The following is a 26309-nucleotide window of genomic DNA, read 5'->3' on the forward strand; positions in this document are numbered from 1 at the left end:
TTTCTCCTCCAACCTAATTTATGATAGTTCTAATCAGAACGATATAAGATAAGTGAACTGAATTTTGACTGATTTTGCTGCGCGACTAAAGCAAGTTGCAACCAACCCTAAGACCTTCTCTCAATTTGGTCGTGGTGTTGAAAGGGAAACATTACGCTACACGGAAGATGGGCACCTTGCTACTGGGCCGCACCCTAAGGCTTTAGGTTCTGCGTTGATGAACGAGTGGGTAACAACCGATTTCTCTGAGTCGTTACTGGAATTTATCACGCCTGTTTCAAATGACGTTCCTACTCTTTTGAATCAGTTGTCTGATATTCATCATTTCACACAAACCAAGTTAGACGGCGAAAAGCTGTGGCCGCTCTCTATGCCTTGTTACGTTGGTAGCGAAGATTACATTCAGCTCGCGCAATACGGCACGTCTAATAACGGTAAAATGAAAACGCTATACCGAGAAGGTTTGAAACGTCGTTACGGTAGCTTGATGCAGATTATTTCTGGTGTGCACTTCAATTTCTCTTTCCCTGAAAGCTTCTGGGATAGCCTATTTGGAGAGCAAACAGAAGAGGCGCGTTGTGAAGCTAAGTCAGATGCGTATTTCGGTTTGATCCGTAACTACTACCGCTTTGGTTGGTTAATCCCATACTTCTTTGGTGCTTCGCCAGCATTGTGTTCTTCTTTCATCAAAGGAAGAGAAACCAACCTACCTTTTGAAAAGGTTGGCGAGACACTGTATTTACCAAAAGCAACGGCGCTGCGTCTGAGTGATCTTGGTTACACTAACAGCGCACAAAGCGTATTGAAGATAGGCTTTAACAGCCTAGGTCAGTACCTTGAAGGATTAAACCAAGCGATTCGCACGCCATCTGAAGAGTTTGCAGAGATTGGTGTTAAGGTTGATGGCGAATACCGTCAGCTTAATAGCAACGTATTGCAAATTGAGAATGAGCTTTACGCACCTATTCGTCCTAAGCGTGTGGCGAAGAGTGGTGAGAAACCGTCTGAAGCACTGGCTCGTGGCGGTGTTGAGTACATCGAGGTTCGCTCTCTAGACGTAAACCCATTCAGCTCAATTGGTATCACTGAGCAGCAAGTTCGCTTCTTAGATCTATTCCTAACGTGGAGTGTGCTAACTGACTCTGCTGAAATGGATAACTGTGAGCTTGAATGCTGGCGTGATAACTGGAACAAGGTGATCTTGGAAGGTCGTCAAGTTGGTCTAGAACTGCAAATTGGTTGTCACGGTGAGCGATTGTCTCTTCAAGATTGGGCTAAGCGCGTTTTCAAAGACCTACGCTCAATTGCTGAGATGATGGATGCTGAACAAGGCGGCCGAGCTTACCAAGAAACCTGCGATACGCTTGAAGCTTGGATTGATAACCCAGAGCTAACCATTTCTGGCCAATTGCTAGAAGAGACTAAGAAGTTAGGTGGTTTAGGTAAAGTTGGCTGTGCGCTAGGCAAAACGTACGCTCAACAGCACAAAGCACATCAATACAAAGTATATTCAGCTGAGCTGATGGAAGCAGAGGTTCAACGCTCTGTGGTAGCTCAGCAACAAAGTGAAGAAGCGAGCACTCAAGATTTTGATAGCTTCTTAGCGGATTATTTTTCGTATTTAAAAGCATAGCGAGACGTTGGTGGAAAGGAAGCAAACCTTATTAGGTAAGCCTACTCGTGCGAGTAGTAAATGGTTACCTGTAGTCACTGTCGGTGTTGTCTCTAGCCTTTTGGTTGGTTGTGCAACACCACCGCCGAAACAGCAAGACAACCTATGTAGTATCTTCAGAGAGCATCCATCGTGGTATGAAGATGCCTTAGATATGCAAGAAGAGTGGGGTACTCCCATCAACGTAGCGATGGCTTTTGTAAAACAAGAGAGTAGCTTCCGTCATGATGCGCGCCCACCAAAAGACTACATCCTTGGGTTTATTCCTTGGGGACGTGTAAGCAGCGCTTATGGCTATGCTCAAGCTCAGGACCCAGCTTGGGAAGATTTCCAAAAAGCGACCAACAATGGTGGTTCAAGAACCAATTTTGATGATGCGCTGATGTTTATAGGTTGGTACACCAGCGAAACGCGTCGTCAACTCGGTATCTCGCTATGGGACCCGTACAACCAGTACTTGGCTTACCATGAAGGCCGCGGTGGTTATAAACGTAAGTCGTATAACAGCAAACCATCTTTAATTAAGGTGGCTCGTAAAGTCGAACAGCAAGCAAAAGATTATGGCTGGCAACTGAAACAGTGCCGCAAAGAACTAGAAGACAATCGAAGTTGGTTTTTCTAAAGCCAACCGTCACGGAGAATAGCAATGCCTTTATTAGATAGTTTTACTGTAGATCACACTCGTATGAACGCTCCAGCAGTTCGTGTTGCGAAAACAATGCAAACTCCAAAAGGGGATACCATTACGGTATTTGACCTGCGTTTTACGGCACCAAACAAAGATATCCTATCTGAGAAAGGTATCCATACTCTAGAGCACCTATACGCTGGCTTCATGCGTGCTCAACTGAACGGTGCAGACGTAGAGATCATCGATATTTCACCTATGGGCTGTCGTACAGGTTTCTACATGAGCCTGATTGGTACACCTTCAGAGCAGCAAGTTGCTGATGCTTGGTTAGCGGCAATGCAAGACGTGCTGAAAGTTGAGAGCCAGAATAAGATCCCTGAGCTGAACGAATACCAGTGTGGTACAGCAGCAATGCACTCTTTAGACGAAGCGAAAGAGATCGCGAATGCCATCATCGCTGCTGGTATCTCAGTAAATAAGAACGACGAACTAGCACTGCCAGAGTCAATGCTTAAAGAGCTTAAAGTCGATTAATCATTTGAGTTGATTCTCGATGAGTAAGATATGAAAAGGCCCGGTTCATTGAACCGGGCCTTTCTGTTTTCTCATGTAGCAGGTCAATAGCGAGCACTATTTGAACCTGTTATCCATTGGCGATTTGTGGAAAGACACGTACTAGCTTGATGCGGTTCTCTTCAAGCTCCACAATCTCCATTGGATGACTGGCAACCTGAACACTTAGGTGGCTCTCTGGAATGTCTTCCAGATGTTCAAGTATCAAACCATTTAACGTTCTAGGACCATCGGTTGGGAGAGCCCACTGCAAGCCTTTGTTGATATCACGAATGTTCGCACTGCCTTCAATTAGGAAGCTGCCGTCGCTCTGCGGTGTGATTTCATCAGACAAACTTGGCGCAATTGAAGTGGTAAACTCACCGACAATTTCTTCTAGAATATCTTCTAATGTCACCAAGCCATTGATATCACCGTACTCATCAACGATTAGACCGATGCGCTGTTTGTTGCGTTGGAATTTTAGCAGCTGAATATTGAGTGGGGTTGCTTCAGGAATGAAGTAGATTTCGTCTGCGGCACGCAGCAGAGTCTCTTTGTTGAATTCGTTTTTTTCCAGCATCAAACGATACGCTTCGCGCAGCCTTAGCATGCCAACTACTTCATCAATTTGGTCACGATAAAGAACAACTCGGCCATGAGGGGAGTGGGTCAGCTGGCGAACGATGGATTTCCAATCATCATTAATGTCGATACCGGTAATCTCGTTACGAGGCACCATGATGTCGTTCACCGTAACGTGCTCTAAATCTAGAATAGACACCAACATATCTTGGTGACGTTGAGGTATCAGATTGCCCGCTTCATTTACAACGGTTCTTAGCTCTTCAGAGCTCAAATGATCGGTCGCGTCGTGACTGGCTTTGACACCCAGAATACGAATAAAGCCATTGGTAATGAAGTTCACTAATATCACCAGTGGTGACAGCACCTTCATCAGAATCATTAACAAGATACTGCTGGCGTAGGAGACACGTTCAGGAAACAGAGAAGCGATGGTTTTTGGTGTGACCTCAGCGAATACGAGGATCACGAGAGTCAGGGTACCGGTTGCGACAGCCACACCGATGTCCCCGTAGATACGCATACCAAGAATGGTTGCGATCGCAGAAGCGAGAATGTTGACAAGGTTGTTACCGATGAGAATGAGGCCTATCAACCTGTCGGGGCGGTTCAGAAGTTTTTCAACGCGCTTTGCACCTTTATGACCCGTATTGGCCAAGTGCTTTAAACGGTAGCGGTTCAAGGACATCATGCCCGTTTCGGAACCAGAGAAATAACCAGAAATTACAATGAGACACGCGAGTAGCGCAAATAAGATACCCGTTGATATGTCGTCCAAAACTATTCTTTTCCTATTTGTGTATCTTGATTAATTTATGACCGAACATGGTCGAGATGTCAATTGAATCTATCTGACTCAATATTTTAAAGGCAAGGTATGCGTGACCTTGCCTTTAATTTGGGTGTTATCTCAGGATGATTTCCTGAACGAAGCGACTACCGAAGTAGGCTAATGTGAGCATGCTGGCACCAGCAAGGGCGAACCAAGTCACCTTTTGTCCACGCCAGCCTTTTTGGTAATGGCCCCACAGAAGAATGGAGTAGATAACCCAAGCAATAAAAGACAATACGGCTTTGTGTGCTTTACCTTGAGCAAACATGTCTTGTACGAAGATGAAACCAGTCAGTAAGGTACCCGTTAATAAGCCATTACCAATTAGGATGATCTTGAAAAGTTGTCTTTCAACCATCATTAATGGAGGTAGGTTAGGGTTGATAACCAGTGCTTTCTTCTTTTTAAGTTTGTGATCTAGCCACGCAAGCTGTAGTGCGTATAGCGCTCCGATAGTCAGTGTCGCGTAAGAGAACAGCGCCAAAGAGATGTGCATCAGCAGTTTTGGGTCATTCTCTAAATGTTTGATGAAGGTACTTGGAAGAAAAGTTGCCGCCATCAAGTTCAGTGCTGCGAAGCTATAAACCACAGGAAGAATGAACCACAGTCTGGTTTTGAGCATAGCACCGCTCATCACTAGAGAAATGATTAAACTGATCAGTGAAGCAACGTTTAAGATACTGAGGTTTTGACCACTGGCATTAAAGATTAAATCGCCAAGCAACCAAGCATGGAAAGCTAGAGCAAGTAATGCGCTGATAAACACCGTTTTTACACGGATTCCTGTTTGGTGCACGAGACCTGGAATGATCGTGGAAATCGCCATTGTATAAAGAAAGGCTGCTGCGATCGCAATAAGACTGTCCATGGTATCCATTAAAATGATTACTAATTGGCGAATTATACCTTGCATCGCTCTTTGGGGCTATGGTGAACCTCACTCAATTCCAAGTGAACACCGTCTCACATCACAAGCGTGGATGATTAACGCCCTACAACGGGTATGACTCTAATCCACGCTAATGTATACTCAACTTAATAGTCGCAGGATTGAGCGAAGAGAAAACTATGTTTGATAATTTAACGGATCGTCTATCCAAAACGCTGAAGAATATCAGCGGTAAAGGTCGTCTGACCGAAGACAATATTAAAGATACGCTACGTGAAGTGCGTATGGCGCTTCTTGAAGCTGACGTGGCACTGCCAGTTGTCCGCGATTTTGTTAAGCGTGTAAAAGAAGGCGCTGTGGGTGTTGAGGTTTCTAAATCTTTAACACCGGGCCAAGAATTCATTAAGATCGTTCAAGCTGAGCTTGAAGCGGTGATGGGTGAGTCTAACGAAGCACTTAACCTAGCAGCACAACCGCCAGCGGTTATCTTAATGGCTGGTCTACAAGGTGCGGGTAAAACCACATCGGTAGGTAAGCTATCTAAATTGCTGACAGAGCGTGATAAGAAGAAAGTCTTGGTTGTGTCTGCCGACGTTTACCGTCCTGCGGCGATCAAACAACTTGAAACGTTAGCTAGCGATGTTGGCGTTGACTTCTTCCCATCTTCGGCTGACCAGAAGCCGATTGATATTGCTAACGCTGCAATCGACCACGCGAAGAAGAAATTCTACGACGTGCTACTTGTCGATACCGCGGGTCGTTTAGCGATTGATGAAGAGATGATGGGCGAGATCCAAGAGCTTCATACTGCAATCAACCCAGTTGAAACTCTATTCGTTGTTGATGCTATGACAGGTCAAGATGCGGCGAATACGGCAAAAGCCTTTGGTGATGCGCTTCCACTAACCGGTGTTATCTTAACGAAAGTTGATGGTGATGCGCGTGGTGGTGCGGCGCTGTCTGTTCGTCATATCACAGGCAAGCCAATCAAATTCTTAGGTGTTGGTGAGAAAACTGACGCACTAGAACCATTCCACCCTGATCGTGTTGCTTCTCGTATCTTAGGTATGGGTGACGTTCTGTCGCTTATTGAAGACCTACAGAAAAACGTTGATACCGAGAAAGCAGAGAAGCTGGCTAAGAAGTTCAAAGAGAAGAAAGGTTTTGACCTTGAAGACTTCCGTGAACAGCTAGGACAGATGCAAAACATGGGCGGCATGATGGGCATGATGGATAAACTTCCAGGCATGTCTCAGCTACCAGACAACGTGAAAGATAAAGTTGATGACAAGATGTTCAAGCAGATGGAAGCGATCATCAACTCTATGACCATGAAAGAGCGTCAACGCCCTGAGCTAATCAAAGGCTCACGTAAAAAACGTATTGCCGCTGGTTCTGGTACACAGGTACAAGATGTAAACCGTATGCTTAAGCAGTTCACTCAAATGCAGAAAATGATGAAGAAAATGCAGAAAGGTGGCATGAAAGGCATGATGCGCAACATGCAAGGCATGATGGGCGGCGGTGGCATGGGTGGTATGGGCGGCGGCTTCAACCCGTTTGGTCGATAATCGCCTAATGTAACCTGTAGCACCTTTACTTTTCATAGTGTTATCTGTGTCACAGAAAGTATACAGGCACTATGTTGGTGAAAAAATAGCTAAACCCCTTGCATTGCCCCGGAATAAGAGTAAAATTCCGGGGCTTTAATTTGGCACGAGACCCCAAGCTGTTTAGTGATAAATGGTTATTGGGGTTAATTATTTTATTAAGAAAGCAAAGAGGACGACATGGTAACCATTCGTTTGGCACGTCACGGCGCTAAGAAGCGTCCATTCTATCAAATCGTAGTTGCGGATAGCCGTAACGCTGCAACTGGCCGTTTCATCGAGAAAGTAGGTTTCTTTAACCCTACTGCTCAAGGTCAAGAAGAAGGTCTACGTCTAGACCTAGATCGCGTTAACCACTGGGTTGGTCAAGGCGCATCTCTATCTGATCGTGTAGCTAAGCTAGTTAAAGACGCTCAAAAAGCGGCTTAATTCTTTTTAAAAGAGAAATAGCTTATGTCGATGAAGGGTAAAGAAACGATGAGCAAGCAAGACGAAAAAATTGTTATGGGCAAGTTTGGTGCTACCTATGGCATTCGTGGCTGGCTTAAAGTTTTTTCCTACACAGACAACGCTGAAAGCATATTTGATTACTCTCCTTGGTACGTTAACCAAAAGGGGAAGTGGGTTGAATTCAAAGTAGAAAGCTGGAAGCGCCATAACAAAGGTATGGTGTGTAAGCTGGAAGGTTTTGAGGTTCGCGAGGACGCTCATGTACTGACTAACTTTGAAATCGCAATAGACCCTGCTTCATTACCTGAATTGTCAGAAGAGGAATTCTACTGGCGTGAATTGTTTGGTATGCAAGTTGTAACCACTAAAGGTTACGATCTAGGTGTCGTTACCGACATGCTAGAAACTGGCTCAAACGATGTTCTAGTAATCAAAGCAAATCTTAAGGATGCTTTCGGACAAAAGGAACGGTTAGTACCGTACCTTGAAGAGCAAGTGATCAAGAAAGTTGATCGCGAAGCTCAACGGATCGAAGTTGACTGGGATCCTGGATTCTAACTTTAAAATCATAGAGCGAGAGAACACATGTGGGTTGGCGTAATTAGCCTATTTCCTGAAATGTTCCGTTCAGTTACTGATTTTGGAGTAACGGGTCAAGCGGTAAAGAAAGGTCTTTTATCTATTGAGACATGGAATCCTCGTGATTTCACTCATGATAAACATCGCACTGTTGATGACAGACCTTACGGTGGTGGTCCTGGCATGTTAATGATGGTTCAGCCTTTGCGCGACGCTATCCAAACTGCCAAACAAGCATCACCGGGAAAGACGAAAGTTATCTACCTTTCACCTCAAGGTCGTAAACTCGACCAGAAAGGTGTTGAAGAGCTGGCAACAAACGAGAATTTACTTCTTATTTGTGGTCGCTACGAAGGGGTAGATGAGCGCATCATTCAATCTGAAGTCGACGAAGAATGGTCGATTGGAGATTTTGTGATGACGGGTGGTGAACTGCCAGCCATGACGCTGATTGATTCAGTATCTCGGTTTGTACCGGGTGTACTTGGAGATTTCGCATCAGCAGAAGAAGATTCTTTTGCAAATGGTTTGCTAGATTGCCCTCACTATACGCGCCCTGAGGTGCTAGACGACAAAGAGGTGCCTTCGGTACTCAAGTCTGGAAACCATAAGGACATTCGTCGCTGGCGATTAAAACAATCGTTGGGCCGAACTTGGCTAAGAAGACCAGAACTCCTGGAAAACCTAGCTCTGACTGACGAACAGGAACAATTACTGGCTGAATTCATTAAAGAGCAACGCTCTTAACGAAAAGCAAGCAGTAACCTATTAAATTTAGTATCAGTTTATTCTAGGAATTTATACAAATGAGCAACATCATTAAGGCTCTTGAAGAAGAGCAACTAAAATCAGACCTTCCTAAATTCGCACCAGGTGACACTGTTGTAGTTCAGGTTAAGGTAAAAGAAGGTGACCGTGAGCGTCTACAGGCTTTCGAAGGCGTAGTAATCGCTATTCGTAACCGTGGTCTTCACTCTGCATTCACAGTTCGTAAGATCTCGAACGGTGAAGGTGTAGAGCGTGCGTTCCAAACTCACTCTCCAATGGTTGATAGCATCGAAGTTAAACGCCGTGGTGCAGTACGTCGTGCCAAGTTGTACTACCTACGTGAGCGTTCTGGTAAGTCTGCTCGTATTAAAGAGAAGCTTGCTAAGAAGTAATTCTTTTTGCATTCTATCGATAAAAGCGGAGCCATTTGGCTCCGCTTTTTTGTGCCTGCTATTTAGAGCTTTGAAAGTAAGAGATCCCCAACTCGTTCGTCCCTCACTCTTGAGGATGACGGGAGGTTTTATGTACGAATTAGTACATCAAACCAAAGGGCTCGCTATGAGAGGACTGGGGCATCAATCCTATCTGTGAGGAAGTACAGTAGTCTGCATTTGGTTTGTGATGCTATGTATCTAGCTTAGAGACATTAGCTCCGGGCTAGCCTGTTCCTTATTTATGGAGGTAGCAGAGTAAACCGAACACTAAAGTTACCGTCATTCCCTAGACTGACGGAGGAAGGAGTAGGGAATCTCTTTTAGCAAACCCCAAACTAGCGGACATAAAAAAGGGTTGACGCAAAACGCCAACCCTTAACAATTCTTCTCGAATCTCGAATCTCGAATCTCGAATCTCGAATCTCGAATCTCGAATCTCGAATCTCGAATCTCGAATCTCGAATCTCGAATCTCGAATCTCGAATCTAAAGGAAATTAATTAGGTGCAGATAGCCAGCTCAAATTCGATATCTTGAGTACAGGCTTGTCCTGTTTCAAAACTCATGAATTTAACAGCAAAGCGGTTTTTGTGCCCTGAGATCATCGGGTAGGCACCGTATTGCATCGGAATGGATAGGCGAAGGATATTCGCTTCTTCAGCATCGCTCTGGAAGAAGCCAGCGCGAGCAATTTGCTCTTTAAAGTGACCAGTCTCTCGGGTTAGCTTTAACCATAGCGTTAGCGCTTCATACAGAGGCTGTAGGCTATCCATCCACGCCTTGGCATCTCTCATTCTCTTATCAAGAGGGAGGTGTAACCAATAATGCAGCGCTGGTAGGTCAAAGCAGCATGAACCGCCAGGCAAATTAAAACGCTGGCGAATGGCACTTAGGAAGCGGTCTTCTTTGAGAGATTGACCAAAACGCTCCGCGTGCATTAAATCACGATAGATGTTGCCAATGTCATTGAGCAGTGACGTAAGCATCTCTTGATCGACACCTTCAACGTCTAACCAGCTTTTGTAGGTGACACGTTGCTTCTCAAGATCTTTTGCAAGTTCGCTCTTGAGTTGGATCTGTTCGAAGATTTCAATCAGATCGAAGATAGAGCGGAAAAAGAGTTGATACTGTTGAGCATCGGAAAATGTAGAAGACAGGTGTAACTGCCTCAAGAGCGATTCCACTCTTAGGTAGATGCGTGTTTTCTCATTTAGAGGATGTTCAAATTTGTGGGTGATCATCGAGCAAGCCTTCATTCAACATAGTTCTATTCTGACCCATCTACTGTACTGATTGCCAGATACTTTTTATGTAAATCTGTGATTTGCGGCAAAAGTTCTTGGTTTTTAGTATGGTTTTTAATCACGTCATCTGCAACTGCTAAGCGTTGTTCTCTTGAAGCTTGTGATTTCAAAATTGATGCAACTTGTTCCCTAGAAACATTGTCACGGCTCATCGTTCGTTCAATTTGCACTTCTGTAGGCACATCAACAATTAATACGCGATCCGTCATGCCTTGCATCTGGTTTTCAACCAATAGAGGTGCGACTAATAAACCATAGGGAGAGGTGACTTTAGACAGGTCACTGTCAATTTTGTCACGGATCATGGGATGAAGAAGATCATTGAGCCATTGTTTTTGCTCTGGGTCTGAGAAGATCAGCTCGCGCAGTTTAGATCGATTGAGTGTGCCATCTTCAAGCAAGATGGTTTCACCAAAATGAGCAGTAATCTGTTTTAGTCCATCACTGCCTAACGCAACCACTTCACGTGCCACGATATCGGCGTCGACAATATCAATGCCAAAATGTTCGTTGAATAGGTTAGCGACAGTCGTTTTTCCACTGGCTATACCGCCACTTAATCCGATAATGATTGCCATGGTTACATTCCTAATACTGAAGTGAAATACCAACCCATGATGTCGTTACCCCACATCAAGCTTACCCAACCAGCAATCGCAAGGTAAGGGCCGAATGGGAAGGCTTTATCAATGCCTTGCTGTTTCAAGCGCAGCTGAATTAAACCAAACACCAGACCAACAAGCGAAGACAGCAGGATGATCATCGGTAGATGCTGCCAACCCAGCCATGCGCCAAGTGCAGCCAGTAACTTGAAGTCACCGTAACCCATGCCTTCTTTACCTGTCAGCAGTTTGAACAGCCAGTAGACGGACCATAACGCGAAGTAGCCAGCCATAGCGCCGACTACTGAGTCTTGAAGCGATACTGGGCTGATATTAAATAGGGCTAAAGCGATACCAGACCAAACTAACGGCAAGGTAATTTGATCAGGCAATAGCATGGTGTCGAGGTCGATAAAAGTCGCGGTAATTAACGCAAAGGTGAAAAATATCAGTGCAATAGCGTAAAAACTGAAACCAAAGTGACTGGCAACAACTGTGCAAAGTGTCGCAGTCAGCAGTTCAACCAAAGGGTAGCGAGCGCTGATTGGATTAGCACAGCTGTGACACTTACCCTTCAAGAACAACCAGCTTAACACTGGAATATTGTCGACGATTCTTAATTGAGTTTTACATTTAGGGCAAGTAGAGCGAGGAACACTGAGGTTGAACTTACCTTCTGGCGCAGGAATTTTATATTGGGAGAAATACTCCGAGCACTCTTGTTGCCATTCGCGTTCCATCATAATAGGTAAACGATGTATGACGACGTTAAGGAAGCTGCCAATCAGAAGACTAAAAATGAATGCTAATACCGGGAATAGCCAAGGATAGTAGTGAAATACTTCCATAGTGTCCTTTACCACTTAATCAAGATGAGTAGAGGTTTCTACTCATGGGTGTTTAGTTGCTTTTGGCTATCCTAACACACTCATAAGATTAAAGATCGGTAAGTACATCGCAACCACAAGACCACCTACGACGGATCCTAAAAACACAATGATCAGCGGTTCTAATATTTTGCCCAAATTATCGACGGTGTTGTCGACTTCAAACTCGTAAATCGAGGCGACTTTGTTGAGCATTTCATCAAGGTTACCTGACTCTTCGCCAATCATCACCATCTGCAACATCATTTCAGGAAAGGCGTTAGTATTTCGCATTGCGATATACATTGGAATGCCGGCAGCAGTTTCGCGATGTACTTCGATGATTGCCGATTCATAGTGCAAATTACCTGCGGTTTTGGCTGTGGTTTTTAGACTCATTAGGATGGGGATACCAGAACCGAAACTGGTTGATAGTGTGCGACTGAACTTGGCAATGGAGGCTTTTGCCATGACACCGCCTAGAATTGGAAACCTTAATCCCAAGCGACTAGTGGACAATCGAATCGAGTAGGAACGCTGACAGAGTTGATAGATAACTAATGCTGCTAACCCTGCACCTACAAATGTATAAAAGCTGTATGCCTGCATCCAATGAGAAAGCTCTAGTACTTGCTGTGTAAACCATGGGAGGTCGGCACCAAAGCCTGAAAACATCGACTCAAACTCAGGAATCACCATGGTCAGCATTAGATAAGAAACAGTGAGTGCGACAGTGACTACCATTGCAGGATAGATAAGCGCCTTGATGACTTTAGACTTGAGCTGTTCACTCTTCTCACGATAGGTCGCTAAGCGTTCAAAGACTTGCGCGAGGTTACCCGAGAGCTCACCCGTTGCGACTAAATCGGTATAGAGGTCATCGAAGTGACGACTTGCGGTTCGCATCGCTTTGGATATAGGTGTACCAGCCTCAACACCTTTACAGATGTGTGACAGGATAGACTTCATTTCAGCTTTGCGGTGGTTATCTGAGACCAACTTAATCGCCTGCACAATCGGGACTCCGGTTCCTAGCATGGTCGCAAGCTGGCGGGTCAATACGGTTATATCCCGAGATTTAACTCGATGGGTTAGACGCGTCAGTGCTGAGATACTTTTCTTTTTTATTTTCTTGATCTGGATATGCTGATCTTTGAGCTTTTCACGTACTTCTAACTCGGTAAGCGCTAAGGTCTGCCCTGACACTTTTTTGCCGGAGCTATTGATGCCTTTCCAGTGGTAGCTTTTTAATTGTGATTGCTTAGTTTTGCTGATCATTGAAGCTCCCAATGGATTATAGGTACAGAACACGTTGCAGCTCTTGATAGCTGGTGGTGCCTTCAAGTAGCTTATCTAATCCTGACTCTTGCAGTGTGCGCATCCCTTCTCGGCGAGCGAGGTCTTCAACCTCCAGCGCATTCGGTTTGCTGATCAGGCTATTTTTGAGTTTGTCGGTGAATGGCATCACTTCATAAATCCCGACACGCCCAGAATAGCCTTGATTGCACTCGTTACACCCTTGTGGGTTAGCCTTATAAATGATTTTGCTGTTAGGTATTGAGTGACGCAGGAAGATGTCTGGTGAGTCGTCAGTGACTTTGCATTGGCTACACAAGCGCCTTGCCAGTCGTTGGGCAATGATCAAGCTCAACGATGAGGCTAAGTTAAAGGGCTCAATCCCCATATGAGCGAGTCGGGTAACGGTTTCTGCCGCAGAGTTGGTATGGAGCGTTGAAAGTACTAAGTGACCGGTTTGCGATGCTTTGATGGCGATCTCTGCGGTTTCTAAATCACGAATCTCACCTACCATCACCACATCTGGATCTTGTCGTAAAAACGAGCGCAGGGCTTCAGCAAACCCGAAGCCAATCTTTGGCATCACTTGCACTTGATTGATGCCACACAGGTTGATCTCTACCGGATCTTCTGCGGTGGAGATATTGCGCTCTGTGGTATTCAGTACACGAAGGCCAGTATAAAGCGATACCGTTTTCCCGCTGCCTGTTGGCCCGGTCATTAAGATCATCCCTTGCGGACGTTTTAGTGCATTTAGATACAGTGTTTTTTGATCGTCGCTGTAACCGAGCTTATCGATATCGAGATTAGCTGCGCTGCTATCGAGTAGCCTCAGTACAATTTTCTCACCCCACAAGGTAGGCAGTGTTGAGACGCGCATATCAATCGCGAGTTCATCATTCAGGCGCAACTTGATGCGTCCATCTTGAGGTAAACGACGCTCGGCAATATCAAGCTTGGCGAGAATTTTTAAACGGGCGGATAAACGACGGCTTAGGTGAGAGGCGGGCTGCTGGATTTCAACCAATATTCCGTCACAACGTAGGCGCACACGGTAGTGCTCTTCGTAAGGTTCAAAATGAATATCTGATGCGCCTTTACGTACCGCATCGACCAGTATCTGATTGATAAATCGGCTAACTGGAGAGTCGTCTTGACTAAGGTCTTCAATCGACGCGAGCTCATCGTCAGATACTTCAACTAGGTTAGCCAGTTCATCTTGGGTGATTTCTTTGCGTTTGGAGTCTTGCCCTGAAATAGAACGGCCGTATAACTTGCGTATTGCACCTTCGAGTTCAGAGTAATTGGCGACTGCCAGTTCTATCTGCAACCCGGTTGCAAAGCGAAAATCATCTTCCGCTTGTAAGTCGGTCGGGTCGGCTGAAGCCAGTGTGAGCGTCGAATTAGAGACTGAGATCGGGATAGCACGGTATTTGGTGATCAGTTCACGTAGCCCTAGTTGATCACATAAGGCTTCATAATCGGTGTTGCTCAATTGAACTAACGGTAAGCCGAAGATGGCTTGTATATTGTTTGCTAAGGAGTCGCTCGTGAAGAGATCAAGAACGAGTAAAGCTTCAGGTGTTGAAATACCTGAAGCTTGTACATGTTCCGCCACGGCTTGTTCTTGAGTCAGGCTAAGTAAGTCAGCCTGACGGAGAACTGTAGGGAGGTTGGTTAGCCTCAAATTAGTTACAACCTTCTATTGAAGGAAGCGCGCTTGAGGCTGATAGTGAGCATGACCAACCAGTATCTGCATTTCTTGTCATTGTCATGCTGTCACCATCAAGGCTACCGTCCACAAATGAAAATGAAATAGTCGTTCCTGAGGCTGAGATTGTCCCCAACGTGTTTGATCCTGCTGAAACACCTAACGCACTTACACCACCACTAATACTGCCTTCTTCTTGAATTAATAATTCAGCAGGTGTAATTAGCGCTTTTAATGTTGCTAACGCAGAGGATGCTTGGCTTTTCGCTACATAGTTTTTATATGCAGGCACAGCTATAGCTGATAAAGCACCAATAATCGCCACCACAATCATCAATTCAATCAGTGTGAAACCTTTCTGATTCGTTCTTTTGTTCTTGTTATTCATGATCTAATTCCATTCTTTAGTTTGTTTCAGTGCAAGCACAAGATGGTAGAGAGAATAGAAGTCGAGGTGGGGAAGTGGAATGGTGTTCAGGTGCGGTCGCGAGTGGTTTTGAATTTATTGAATTGCTGTTGCATATAGCACGCAAATTTATGCGATCAACTTAAATACCGGTTTGAAATACTGATAATTAAGGCAATAAAAAAGGCACTGCTATCAACAGTACCTTTAGGGAAACTATTTACTATTCAGTAAATTACGCTTTGAATCTCATTGAGAGGTCCATTGCTTTTAAGTGCTTGGTTAAAGCGCCAACTGAGATGTAATCAACCCCCGTTTCAGCGAACTCAGCGATAGTATCTAGTGTCACGTTACCAGAGTTTTCTAGTGCAGCACGTCCAGCGTTGATCTTCACAGCTTCACGCATCATGTCAGTGGTGAAGTTGTCTAGCATGATAATGTCTGCACCCGCGTTTATAGCTTGCTCTAGCTCTTCTAGGCTTTCAGTTTCAACTTCAACTGGCTTACCCGGGTTAAGCTCTTTTGCTGTTGAGATAGCTTTTTCAATACCGCCACATGCGATGATGTGGTTTTCTTTAATTAGGTAGGCATCGAAAACACCGATACGGTGGTTGAAACCGCCACCACAAGCCACAGCGTATTTTAGTGCACTACGTAGGCCTGGGATGGTTTTACGAGTATCTAACAGGCGGCACTCTGTGTGTTTGATTTTGTCAGCATAGATAGCGGTTGCGGTCGCACAACCAGATAGCGTTTGAATGAAGTTCATTGCGTTACGCTCACCAGTTAATAGTGCGCGCGCTGGACCGGTTAGGGTGCAAAGCGTTTGGTTTGGTACAACGTTATCGCCATCTTCTACGTTCCACTCGATAGTCACTTCACCGCCTAGCTGCTTAAACACCTCATCAGCCCATGCTTTACCACAGAATACGCCGTGTTCACGAGTGATGATGGTTGCGCTGTTGATCGCGTCTGCTGGGATTAGACTTGCTGTGATGTCAGCCGCTGGATCTAACGTACCGCCTAGGTCTTCTTTGATTGTTTCTGCGACTGCTCGAGTGATCTCGAGAGGCAGTTGCTCTTTTAAGTAGTCAAGGCGTTGGTGGCTGTTATGTGTGTTTTTCATCGCAAATCTAATCTTGAAAGGGAGTGGGAATGGAATGATACTCTTGCTTAACTTCAAATTAAAGAGGCTAGCGTGACTGCTCCATGGACAAGGTCACAATCTACTGTGCTAGCAAAAAAAAAGAAAGCGAGACCAAGATGACGATCTGCTCCAAAGGATGGTACGAAAACGCTCGGCATGTTCCGTCCCCGTATTTTGATACTCGGCCAAGTGTCGGTGATATCTCTCTGCTGGTGGTCCACAATATTAGCCTGCCACCGGGGCAATTCGGCGGACCTTATATAGAGCAGTTCTTCACGGGCAAGCTCGATCCAGCGGAACACCCGTTTTTCAAGGTGATTCATCAAATGGGGGTATCTGCTCACTGCTTGATTCGCCGTGATGGTGAAGTGGTGCAGTTCGTTTCTTTCCTAGACAGGGCTTGGCATGCAGGCCAATCGAGTTTTGCAGGCCGCGAAAGGTGTAATGATTATTCTATTGGTATCGAATTAGAGGGCAGTGACTTTATTGCCTATACAGAGCAGCAGTATCAAGCCTTGACTGAGCTAACGGAAACACTGGTCTCAAGTTTTCCTCAGATCACTAATGAACGTATCACTGGCCATCAGTACATAGCACCTTTACGTAAAACAGACCCTGGGTTGGTCTTTGACTGGACAAAATTTAAAGGCAAGTTGCGCTTCTAATCCCTAATCTTATTTTTGGCTCTGCCAATTGCAGAGCCTTGCTTAATCAACGTTTAGCATAACCACTTGTGATTTTTTGTTGTTGCAATGTAAAGAAAGTGGTTCGTTAATGGGTATCAATAAATCAAGAGTGTGACGAGCTTATCAAACACCCAGATATTAAAGCTTATGAACAGAAATTTCCCCTCAAATGTGCGCTTGGTTCGATTTTTGACCGACTTGGACTAATCTTTCTGAAACAATTCATTTTTATCCTGAAACTTTCTAGCACGAGTACTCCCCAAAAGTATTACCGCTGTAAATGGTAAGACCAATTTGGTTGCTGTTTTAAATTTCATTTGTTAAATCGTGGTTAATTCACACTGCGTTCTATGATGCAGGTCAATTTTACGCTGGACAGTGGCGTTTTAATTATGTTAATTTCTGCCCAACTTAAAATTGGTATTACCAATTGTCAGCGAAGAAAAAGAAGAACAACAAACTATGGCTTATCAAAGGATTCGTCAGCCAAAACTCTCCGATGTTATCGAACAAGAGTTAGAAAGGTTGATTGTGGAAGGAACACTGGCTCCAGGGCAGCAGCTGCCGCCTGAGCGCGAACTGGCGAAACAGTTCGATGTGTCTCGTCCTTCAATCCGAGAAGCGATACAACGTTTAGAAGCAAAACGCTTGCTTACTCGCCGTCAAGGTGGAGGTACGTTTGTTAGCGAAAATATCTGGAAAAGCTTTTCAGATCCTTTGCTTAATTTGTTGTCATCCCATTCTGAAACCCAACTAGACTTGTTGGAATCGCGTCATGCGATGGAAGGGATTTCGGCTTACTTCGCGGCATTGCGTGGAACCGATGAAGACTTTGCTCGTATTCAAGCCTGCCAAGAAAAAATTCACGGCGCGCAAGAGAAGGGTGATATTGAAGCCGAATCTGCAGCGGTGATGGCTTTTCTTATTGCTTTAACAGAGGCAGCGCACAATGTGGTGTTATTGCACATTGTTCGTAGCTTGGCTCCGTTACTCGAACAAAACGTCTTAGAAAATTTAAAGCTGTTGCATCGTCGTAAAGACGTTGTGGAGAAAGTGAGTATACATCGAGCTAATATCGTAGATGCGATCGTTTCTGGCCAGCCTGAGAAGGCGCGTGAAATGTCACACTCTCATTTAGCTTATATCGAAGAAACATTGCTGGATTTGACGAAGGAAGAGTCGCGCCGCGAACGTTCTCTACGTCGAATTCAACAGGGTAAATAGCCGTAATACTTCGGCTTTTTACGTGTTTAGTAGAATCCAACTAACAAAAAGGATAGATCGCCATGTCTGACATGAAGCATGACGTTGATGCTCTGGAAACTCAAGATTGGTTAGAAGCTCTTGAGTCAGTAGTACGTGAAGAAGGTGTAGAACGTGCACAGTTTTTACTAGAACAAGTTCTAGATAAAGCGCGTTTAGATGGCGTTGATATGGCTACAGGTATCAACACAAACTACATCAACACAATTCCAGCAGCGCAAGAGCCAGCTTACCCTGGTGACGTAACTCTTGAGCGTCGTATTCGTTCGATTATTCGCTGGAACGCAATCATGATCGTATTGCGTGCTTCTAAGAAAGACCTAGACCTAGGTGGTCACATGGCTTCTTACCAGTCAGCAGCAGCGTTCTACGAAGTTTGTTTCAACCACTTCTTCCGTGCTCCAAACGAGACGGACGGTGGCGATCTAGTTTACTACCAAGGTCACATTTCTCCTGGTATCTACTCTCGTGCATTCGTTGAAGGTCGTCTAACTGAAGAGCAGCTAGATAACTTCCGTCAAGAAGTTGATGGTAAAGGTATCCCTTCTTACCCGCACCCTAAACTAATGCCTGAATTCTGGCAGTTCCCTACGGTATCTATGGGTCTAGGTCCGATCTCTGCGATCTACCAAGCTCGTTTCCTTAAGTACCTAGAAGGCCGTGGTCTTAAAGATACTTCAGCTCAACGTGTATACGCGTTCCTAGGCGACGGTGAGATGGATGAGCCAGAATCACGTGGTGCTATCTCTTTCGCTGCGCGTGAGAAACTAGACAACCTATGTTTCCTAATCAACTGTAACCTACAGCGTCTAGACGGCCCTGTAATGGGTAACGGTAGCATCATCCAAGAACTTGAAGGCCTATTCAAAGGTGCAGGTTGGAACGTTGTTAAAGTTATCTGGGGTAGCAACTGGGATTCTCTACTAGCTAAAGACACTACTGGTAAGCTTCTTCAACTAATGAACGAAACTATCGATGGTGACTACCAGACATTCAAATCTAAAGATGGCGCATACGTACGTGAGCACTTCTTTGGTAAGTACCCAGAAACAGCTGCACTAGTTGCAGACATGACTGACGACCAAATCTTCGAACTGAAGCGTGGTGGTCACGATTCTTCTAAACTGTTCGCTGCATTCAACAATGCAAAAGAGACAGGTGGCAAGCCAACAGTAATCCTAGCTAAGACAGTTAAAGGTTACGGCATGGGTGAAGCTGCAGAAGGTAAGAACATCGCACACGGTGTTAAGAAGATGGACATGACTCACGTACAATACCTACGTGACCGTCTAGGCCTACAAGACATCCTTTCTGATGAGAAAGTGTCTGAGCTTCCTTACCTGAAACTGGAAGAAGGTTCTGCTGAATACGAATACCTACATGCTCGTCGTAAAGCCCTACAAGGTTACACGCCAGCACGTCTGCCAAAATTCACTCAAGAATTCAAAGTACCAGAGCTAGAAGAGTTTGCTCCTCTACTAGGTGCACAGAAGCGTGAAATTTCAACGACTATGGCTTACGTACGTACGCTAAACATCCTACTGAAAGACAAGAACATCGGTAAGAACATCGTTCCTATCATCTGTGATGAAGCTCGTACATTCGGTATGGAAGGTCTATTCCGTCAGGTTGGTATCTACAACCCACACGGTCAAGAATACACACCTGAAGATAAAGGCATCGTTTCTTACTACAAAGAAGCAACATCTGGTCAAGTTCTTCAAGAAGGTATCAACGAGCTAGGTTCTATGGCTTCATGGGTTGCAGCGGCAACTTCATACAGCACGAACGACCTACCAATGATCCCGTTCTACATCTACTACTCTATGTTCGGTTTCCAACGTATTGGTGACATGGCATGGCTAGCAGGTGACCAACAAGCTCGCGGCTTCCTACTAGGTGCTACAGCTGGTCGTACAACACTGAACGGTGAAGGTCTACAGCACGAAGATGGTCACTCGCACATCCAAGCGAACACTATCCCGAACTGTATCTCTTACGATCCAACATTCGCTTACGAGCTAGCAGTAATCATGCAAGACGGTATCCGTCGCATGTACGGCCCTGAGCAAGAGAACGTTTACTACTACCTAACAGTAATGAACGAGAACTACGCAATGCCAGCAATGCCAGAAGGCGCTGAAGAAGGCATCCGTAAGGGTATCTACAAGCTTGAATCTCACGCTGGTGCTAAGGGCAAAGTTCAACTAATGAGCTCTGGTACTATCATGAACGAAGCGCGTAAAGCTGCTGAAATTCTAAGCGAAGAGTACGGCGTAGCATCTGACGTATTCTCTGTAACGTCGTTCAACGAACTAACTCGTGACGGCCAAGCGGTAGAGCGTGACAACATGCTTCACCCAGAAGCTGAAGAGAAAGTACCGTACATCACAACTGTACTTGGTAAAGAACCTGCAATCGCAGTGACTGACTACATGAAGAACTACGCTGAGCAAGTACGTGCTTACATGCCAAGCGAGTCTTACAAAGTACTTGGTACTGATGGTTTCGGCCGCTCTGACAGCCGTGCAAACCTACGTCGTCACTTCGAAGTTAACGCTGGCTACATCGTAGTTGCAGCTCTAACTGAACTGGCTAAACGTGGTGATATCGAGAAATCTGTAGTTGTTGAAGCAATTGCTAAATTCGATATCGACACTGAAAAAACAAACCCACAATACGCTTAATACAGCGCTTAACTAGAAGGTAAATAAGCAATGGCAATCGAAATTAATGTACCTGACATCGGTGCGGATGAGGTTGAAGTTACTGAGATTCTTGTAAGCGTTGGCGACAAGGTTGAAGAAGAACAGTCTCTGATCACTGTTGAAGGCGACAAAGCTTCTATGGAAGTTCCAGCGTCTCAAGCAGGTATCGTTAAAGAAATCAAAGTAGCTGAAGGCGATTCAGTTTCTACTGGTTCTCTTATCATGATTTTCGAAGCCGAGGGTGCAGCTGAAGCTGCACCTGCTCCAGCAGCAGAGGCAGCTCCAGTAGCTGCTCCTGCAGCGGCAGCAGCGGCAGAGCTTAAAGAAGTTCACGTTCCAGATATCGGTGGCGACGAAGTAGAAGTTACTGAAATCATGGTTGCTATCGGTGATTCAGTAGAAGAAGAGCAATCTCTTCTAACTGTTGAAGGTGACAAGGCTTCAATGGAAGTTCCTGCACCATTCGCTGGTACAGTTAAAGAAATCAAGATCGCTTCTGGTGACTCAGTTTCTACTGGTTCTCTAGTAATGGTATTCGAGGTTGCTGGTTCAGCACCTGCAGCAGCTCCTGCTCCAGCGGCGGCAGCACCAGTTGCAGCGGCTCCAGCAGCGTCAGCTGAAAAAGAAGTAAACGTTCCAGACATCGGCGGTGACGAAGTAGAAGTTACTGAAGTAATGGTAGCGGTTGGCGATACAGTAGAAGAAGAGCAATCTCTAATTACTGTTGAAGGCGACAAAGCTTCAATGGAAGTTCCTGCACCATTCGCTGGTACAGTTAAAGAGATCAAGATTGCAGCTGGCGACAAAGTGTCAACTGGCTCTCTAATCATGACTTTCGTAGTTGAAGGCGCAGCTCCAGCTCCTGTTGCAGCACCTGCACAAGCAGCAGCTCCTACGGCGGCACCTGCACCTAAAGCTGAAGCTCCAGCGGCAGCAGCTCCTGCAGCTGCAGACGACTTCCAAGAAAACGGTGAGTACGCACACGCGTCTCCAGTTGTTCGTCGTCTAGCTCGTGAGTTCGGTGTAAACCTAGCGAAAGTTAAAGGTACTGGTCGTAAGAGCCGTGTACTAAAAGAAGACGTTCAGTCTTACGTTAAAGATGCACTTAAGCGTCTAGAGTCTGGTGCTGCGGCATCTGGCAAAGGCGGTGACGGCTCTGCTCTTGGTCTACTACCATGGCCAAAAGTTGACTTCAGCAAGTTCGGCGAAACTGAAGTTCAGAAGCTTTCTAAGATCAAGAAGATCTCTGGTGCAAACCTACACCGTAACTGGGTAATGATCCCTCACGTTACACAGTGGGATAACGCAGATATCACTGAGCTAGAAGCATTCCGTAAAGAGCAGAACGCAATCGAAGCTAAGAAAGACACTGGCATGAAGATCACTCCTCTTGTGTTCATCATGAAAGCTGTTGCTAAAGCACTAGAAGCGTTCCCAGCGTTTAACTCTTCTCTTTCTGAAGATGGCGAAAGCATCATTCTTAAGAAGTACGTAAACGTAGGTATCGCGGTAGATACTCCAAACGGTCTAGTTGTTCCTGTATTCAAAGACGTGAACAAGAAAGGCATTTACGAGCTATCTGAAGAGCTAATGGCTGTGTCTAAGAAAGCACGTGCTGGTAAGCTAACTGCAGCTGACATGCAAGGCGGTTGTTTCACAATCTCGAGCCTTGGTGGCATCGGCGGTACTGCATTTACGCCAATCGTAAATGCTCCAGAAGTAGGTATCCTAGGTGTATCTAAGTCTGAAATTAAGCCAGTTTGGAATGGTAAAGAGTTCCAGCCACGTCTTCAGCTTCCACTATCTCTATCATACGACCACCGTGTGATCGATGGTGCTGAAGGTGCACGCTTCATTACTTTCCTAAACAGCGCACTATCTGACATCCGTCGTCTAGTACTGTAATTGAGAAAGTAATTATTAAGGTGGCTTTCGGGTCACCTTAATTCTTTATATAAAGACTATTTTTAGAGAACAGTTCCCGCTTTTCTCATAAAGCGAAAGGGAAGTGTTGTCTAGCTCACAGGCTAACTTAAAGCTACTTTCACACTGTTAACATCTCTGTAAAATGTTGGCTGTTTGAAAGCCCAATAATTTTAAGAACATCTACTCAGCCTGTTAGGGATAATGACTACAAGAGGTCACAATGAGCAAAGAAATTAAAGCCCAAGTTGTTGTACTTGGTTCAGGTCCTGCTGGTTACTCAGCTGCATTCCGTTGTGCGGATTTAGGTCTAGAAACAGTACTAGTTGAACGTTACAGCACTCTTGGTGGTGTATGTCTAAACGTTGGTTGTATTCCATCGAAAGCTCTTCTTCACGTTTCTAAAGTAATCGAAGAAGCGAAAGCGATGGCAGAGCACGGCGTTGTATTCGGCGAGCCACAAACGGACATCAGCAAGATCCGTATCTGGAAAGAAAAAGTAGTAGACCAACTAACTGGCGGTCTTGGCGGTATGGCTAAGATGCGTAACGTAACAGTTGTTAACGGTTTCGGTAAGTTCACTGGTCCTAACAGCATCCTAGTTGAAGGCGAAGGCGAAGCAACAACAGTTAACTTCGATAACGCAATCATCGCTGCGGGTTCTCGCCCAATCAAACTTCCTTTCATTCCACATGAAGACCCACGTATTTGGGATTCTACGGATGCACTTGAGCTGAAAGAAGTTCCTGAAAAACTGCTTATCATGGGCGGTGGTATCATCGGTCTTGAAATGGGTACGGTTTACCACTCTCTAGGTTCTAAAGTAGACGTAGTTGAGATGTTCGACCAAGTTATCCCTGCTGCGGATAAAGACATCGTTAAAGTCTTCACTAAGCGTATCAAGAACAAGTTCAAGCTAATGCTTGAAACTAAAGTAACTGCAGTTGAAGCGAAAGAAGACGGTATCTACGTTTCAATGGAAGGCAAGAAAGCACCAGCTGAAGCTGAGCGCTACGATGCTGTTCTTGTTGCTATCGGTCGTGTTCCAAACGGTGCACTTATCGATGCTGAAAAAGCAGGTATCGAAGTTGACGAGCGTGGCTTCATCAACGTTGATAAGCAAATGCGTACAAACGTTCCTCACATCCACGCGATCGGTGACGTTGTTGGTCAACCAATGCTTGCTCACAAAGGTGTGCATGAAGGTCACGTAGCTGCTGAAGTTATCTCTGGTAAGAAGCACTACTTCGACCCTAAAGTAATCCCATCAATTGCGTACACTGAGCCGGAAGTTGCTTGGGTAGGTAAGACTGAGAAAGAAGCGAAAGCGGAAGGCCTAAACTACGAAGTGGCGACTTTCCCTTGGGCTGCTTCTGGTCGTGCAATCGCTTCTGACTGTGCAGATGGTATGACTAAGATGATCTTCGATAAAGATACTCATCGCGTAATCGGTGGTGCTGTTGTTGGTACTAACGGTGGTGAGCTTCTTGGTGAAATCGGCCTAGCAATCGAAATGGGTTGTGACGCAGAAGATATCGCTCTTACTATCCACGCTCACCCAACTCTACACGAGTCTGTTGGTCTTGCTGCGGAAGTATTCGAAGGTTCAATCACTGACCTTCCAAATAAGAAAGCAGTGAAAAAGAAGAAGTAATTCTCCTTTAGCCACTCGCTAATGTTTTTAAAAACCGCTGATTCGTCAGCGGTTTTTTTATGTCTGAGGTAAAGAGCAGTAACGTTTCACTTCGAGATGCGAGTACGCTGCGCTCCGAGATACGAAAAGCGACTACATCAAAACAAAAAGGGTTGACCCACTAGGTCAACCCTTCACAATTTATCTCGAATCTCGAATCTCGAATCTCGAATCTCGAATCTCGAATCTCGAATCTCGAATCTCGAATCTACTTATAGATACACAACATGTTCAAGTAGCTGTCAGTTAAAGTCGACAACTCTTCATTGGTATCGACACGTTTCGCTTGGATAAATAGCGAGTAGCAGATGCCGTGGAACAGATTCGCAAGATGCTTAGGATCGTGATCATCACACACTTCGCCGCGCTCAATCGCTTTACTAAACATGTTTTGTACCAACATTTGGTTAGTGCGGTTTGTCGTTACGAACAGTGGCCATACTTCATCACGCGTCGATGCGCTCCATTCGAACCATACGTTCAACCAGTGGCTGTCTTGAGCGACTAGTGTCACCATTTCAGTCGCAATATTATGTAGGTTTTGTTTTGCGTGAATATCTAGATCGATATTGTCTGAAAGGAAGTTTGAGAATTGACGGACAACATGATTAAGCACTTCATCAACCAGATCTTCACGAGTAGGGAAGTAGTTAAATACTGTTGCTACTGATACCTGAGCGATATCTGCAATGTCAGCGTGACCACCACGGCCAATGCCGCGACGAGAGAATACTTCAAGCGCGATTTCCATCAGCTGAAGTTTTCTTTTTAAAGGTGAAAGCCTAGTTCTAGGTCTCTTAGAGATTGAGTCCATTTTATTTTCCTTGCCAACGATTTTTTTATATTAATGATTTTATTATTATTTAAGCCAAGATGAGTGTAATGGTGCATATGCGAATGGTCAATCCTTTGAGCTTATTTAATAGACAGTTACATCAAACTTGATACATAAAGCGTGATCCACATTGATGTGAAAGGAGGCGACTATCAGACAAAGCACAAGTGCACATTTCATTGATAATCTGACAGTAAATTGGAACCATAAGGTGGTGTGGGTATTTGAGCAGTGCTAGACTTACGCACAAATTGAGCGGCACCAATGGCAAAACTGTCTACACTTGTCGCAATCACCAAACAAAATGAGAGCAGTATGAAGCATACAGTTGAAGTCATGATCTCTGAGCAAGAAGTTCAGGATCGAGTAAACGAACTAGGCAAACAGATCACGGAACACTACCAAGGCAGTGAAGATCTGGTTTTAGTTGGCTTATTACGTGGATCGTTTGTCTTTATGGCGGATCTTGCTCGTGCTATTGATTTAACTCACCAAGTTGATTTCATGACCGCGTCTAGCTACGGCAACAGCATGGAAAGCTCACGTGATGTTCGTATTTTGAAAGACCTAGATGACGACATCCAAGGTAAAGACGTTCTGCTTGTAGAAGATATTATCGATACTGGTAACACACTGACTAAGGTAAAAGAGATCCTGAGCTTACGTGGTCCTAAATCTATCGAGATCTGTACGCTACTAGACAAGCCTTCACGACGTGAAGTTGAAGTGGACACTAAGTGGATTGGTTTCGAAATCCCAGATGAGTTCGTTGTTGGTGTTGGTATCGACTACGCTCAAAAATACCGTCACCTGCCATACATTGGCAAAGTTGTACCGCAAGAGTAATCATTACGCTTGCCGACAGAAG

24 protein-coding genes are annotated in these 26309 nt (G+C 45.0%); 14 read left to right on the forward strand and 10 right to left on the reverse strand.

Features of this window, described 5'->3' with window-relative positions; genetic code table 11:
• Positions 1–64 precede the first annotated feature (64 nt).
• The 3 genes from gshA to luxS are packed head-to-tail and all read left to right on the forward strand — an operon-like array spanning position 65 to position 2837.
• On the forward strand, positions 65–1633 hold the full coding sequence (gene gshA, locus F0228_RS15475; RefSeq protein ID WP_061032462.1) for a glutamate--cysteine ligase: 1569 nt from the start codon (positions 65–67) through the stop codon (positions 1631–1633).
• A 10-nt stretch (positions 1634–1643) separates the two neighbouring features.
• Entirely contained in the window at positions 1644–2294 is a 651-nt protein-coding gene (locus F0228_RS15480; protein WP_061032463.1) for a hypothetical protein, read from the forward strand.
• Between the two features lie 24 nt (positions 2295–2318).
• A complete protein-coding gene (gene luxS, locus F0228_RS15485; RefSeq protein ID WP_061032464.1) occupies positions 2319–2837 on the forward strand; it encodes an S-ribosylhomocysteine lyase in 519 nt (172 codons plus the stop codon).
• 109 nt (positions 2838–2946) lie between these two features.
• On the opposite strand, the gene F0228_RS15490 is transcribed toward luxS, so the two are convergent.
• Together F0228_RS15490 and F0228_RS15495 are read right to left on the reverse strand one after the other, a co-directional pair.
• On the reverse strand, positions 2947–4218 hold the full coding sequence (locus F0228_RS15490) for a CNNM domain-containing protein (RefSeq protein WP_061032465.1): 1272 nt from the start codon (positions 4216–4218) through the stop codon (positions 2947–2949).
• A 127-nt stretch (positions 4219–4345) separates the two neighbouring features.
• Positions 4346–5140 carry an inner membrane protein YpjD gene (locus tag F0228_RS15495; RefSeq protein WP_004738143.1) on the reverse strand — a complete coding sequence of 265 codons (795 nt, stop codon included), beginning with the start codon at positions 5138–5140 and terminating at the stop codon, positions 4346–4348.
• A gap of 200 nt (positions 5141–5340) precedes the next feature.
• On the opposite strand from F0228_RS15495, the gene ffh reads away from it, so the two are divergent.
• From ffh to rplS, 5 genes are all read left to right on the forward strand, one after another.
• Entirely contained in the window at positions 5341–6732 is a 1392-nt protein-coding gene (gene ffh, locus F0228_RS15500; protein ID WP_061032466.1) for a signal recognition particle protein, read from the forward strand.
• Between the two features lie 219 nt (positions 6733–6951).
• The gene (gene rpsP / locus F0228_RS15505) at positions 6952–7200 is read left to right on the forward strand and encodes a 30S ribosomal protein S16 (RefSeq protein ID WP_004410028.1); all 249 of its coding nucleotides are present in this window, start codon (positions 6952–6954) and stop codon (positions 7198–7200) included.
• A 24-nt stretch (positions 7201–7224) separates the two neighbouring features.
• A complete protein-coding gene (gene rimM / locus F0228_RS15510) occupies positions 7225–7779 on the forward strand; it encodes a ribosome maturation factor RimM (protein ID WP_061032467.1) in 555 nt (184 codons plus the stop codon).
• Positions 7780–7806: 27 nt separating this feature from the next.
• On the forward strand, positions 7807–8547 hold the full coding sequence (gene trmD / locus F0228_RS15515) for a tRNA (guanosine(37)-N1)-methyltransferase TrmD (protein WP_061032468.1): 741 nt from the start codon (positions 7807–7809) through the stop codon (positions 8545–8547).
• Between the two features lie 59 nt (positions 8548–8606).
• Positions 8607–8960, forward strand: a complete 354-nt coding sequence (gene rplS, locus F0228_RS15520) for a 50S ribosomal protein L19 (RefSeq protein ID WP_004738151.1) — start codon at positions 8607–8609, stop codon at positions 8958–8960.
• Between the two features lie 541 nt (positions 8961–9501).
• Here rplS and zapD read toward each other — a convergent pair.
• The 7 genes from zapD to nadC form a co-directional block, all read right to left on the reverse strand.
• The gene (zapD, locus tag F0228_RS15525) at positions 9502–10242 is read right to left on the reverse strand and encodes a cell division protein ZapD (protein WP_061032469.1); all 741 of its coding nucleotides are present in this window, start codon (positions 10240–10242) and stop codon (positions 9502–9504) included.
• Positions 10243–10268: 26 nt separating this feature from the next.
• Positions 10269–10883: a dephospho-CoA kinase gene (gene coaE, locus F0228_RS15530; RefSeq protein ID WP_061032470.1), complete on the reverse strand. Its 615-nt coding sequence runs from the start codon at positions 10881–10883 to the stop codon at positions 10269–10271.
• Positions 10884–10885: 2 nt separating this feature from the next.
• Positions 10886–11755 (reverse strand): A24 family peptidase, encoded by an 870-nt coding sequence (locus tag F0228_RS15535; protein ID WP_171762420.1) that lies wholly within the window; start codon positions 11753–11755, stop codon positions 10886–10888.
• Positions 11756–11821: 66 nt separating this feature from the next.
• A complete protein-coding gene (locus tag F0228_RS15540; RefSeq protein WP_171731671.1) occupies positions 11822–13051 on the reverse strand; it encodes a type II secretion system F family protein in 1230 nt (409 codons plus the stop codon).
• A 16-nt stretch (positions 13052–13067) separates the two neighbouring features.
• Positions 13068–14756, reverse strand: coding sequence for a type IV-A pilus assembly ATPase PilB (pilB, locus tag F0228_RS15545; protein WP_171762421.1), 1689 nt, complete (start codon positions 14754–14756; stop codon positions 13068–13070).
• 1 nt (position 14757) lies between these two features.
• Positions 14758–15168 carry a pilin gene (locus tag F0228_RS15550; protein WP_171762422.1) on the reverse strand — a complete coding sequence of 137 codons (411 nt, stop codon included), beginning with the start codon at positions 15166–15168 and terminating at the stop codon, positions 14758–14760.
• A 253-nt stretch (positions 15169–15421) separates the two neighbouring features.
• Positions 15422–16312, reverse strand: a complete 891-nt coding sequence (gene nadC, locus F0228_RS15555; RefSeq protein ID WP_171762423.1) for a carboxylating nicotinate-nucleotide diphosphorylase — start codon at positions 16310–16312, stop codon at positions 15422–15424.
• 83 nt (positions 16313–16395) lie between these two features.
• Between nadC and ampD the strand changes: the two genes are divergently transcribed.
• The 5 genes from ampD (at position 16396) to lpdA (ending at position 24567) form a co-directional block, all read left to right on the forward strand.
• The gene (ampD, locus tag F0228_RS15560; RefSeq protein ID WP_171762424.1) at positions 16396–16998 is read left to right on the forward strand and encodes a 1,6-anhydro-N-acetylmuramyl-L-alanine amidase AmpD; all 603 of its coding nucleotides are present in this window, start codon (positions 16396–16398) and stop codon (positions 16996–16998) included.
• 483 nt (positions 16999–17481) lie between these two features.
• The gene (gene pdhR, locus F0228_RS15565) at positions 17482–18243 is read left to right on the forward strand and encodes a pyruvate dehydrogenase complex transcriptional repressor PdhR (protein WP_008222726.1); all 762 of its coding nucleotides are present in this window, start codon (positions 17482–17484) and stop codon (positions 18241–18243) included.
• Between the two features lie 62 nt (positions 18244–18305).
• A complete protein-coding gene (gene aceE / locus F0228_RS15570) occupies positions 18306–20969 on the forward strand; it encodes a pyruvate dehydrogenase (acetyl-transferring), homodimeric type (RefSeq protein ID WP_061032475.1) in 2664 nt (887 codons plus the stop codon).
• A gap of 30 nt (positions 20970–20999) precedes the next feature.
• Positions 21000–22895, forward strand: a complete 1896-nt coding sequence (gene aceF, locus F0228_RS15575) for a pyruvate dehydrogenase complex dihydrolipoyllysine-residue acetyltransferase (RefSeq protein WP_171762425.1) — start codon at positions 21000–21002, stop codon at positions 22893–22895.
• A gap of 241 nt (positions 22896–23136) precedes the next feature.
• Entirely contained in the window at positions 23137–24567 is a 1431-nt protein-coding gene (gene lpdA / locus F0228_RS15580) for a dihydrolipoyl dehydrogenase (protein ID WP_004738171.1), read from the forward strand.
• A gap of 247 nt (positions 24568–24814) precedes the next feature.
• Here lpdA and F0228_RS15585 read toward each other — a convergent pair whose 3' ends face one another.
• Entirely contained in the window at positions 24815–25420 is a 606-nt protein-coding gene (locus tag F0228_RS15585; protein WP_004738173.1) for a LuxR/HapR/OpaR family quorum-sensing transcriptional regulator, read from the reverse strand.
• Between the two features lie 336 nt (positions 25421–25756).
• On the opposite strand from F0228_RS15585, the gene hpt reads away from it, so the two are divergent.
• Entirely contained in the window at positions 25757–26287 is a 531-nt protein-coding gene (gene hpt, locus F0228_RS15590; RefSeq protein ID WP_061032638.1) for a hypoxanthine phosphoribosyltransferase, read from the forward strand.
• Positions 26288–26309: the final 22 nt, after the last annotated feature.

The sequence above is a fragment of the Vibrio sp. 99K-1 genome (assembly GCF_013114585.1).
GTDB classification, from domain to species: Bacteria; Pseudomonadota; Gammaproteobacteria; order Enterobacterales; family Vibrionaceae; genus Vibrio; species Vibrio chagasii_B.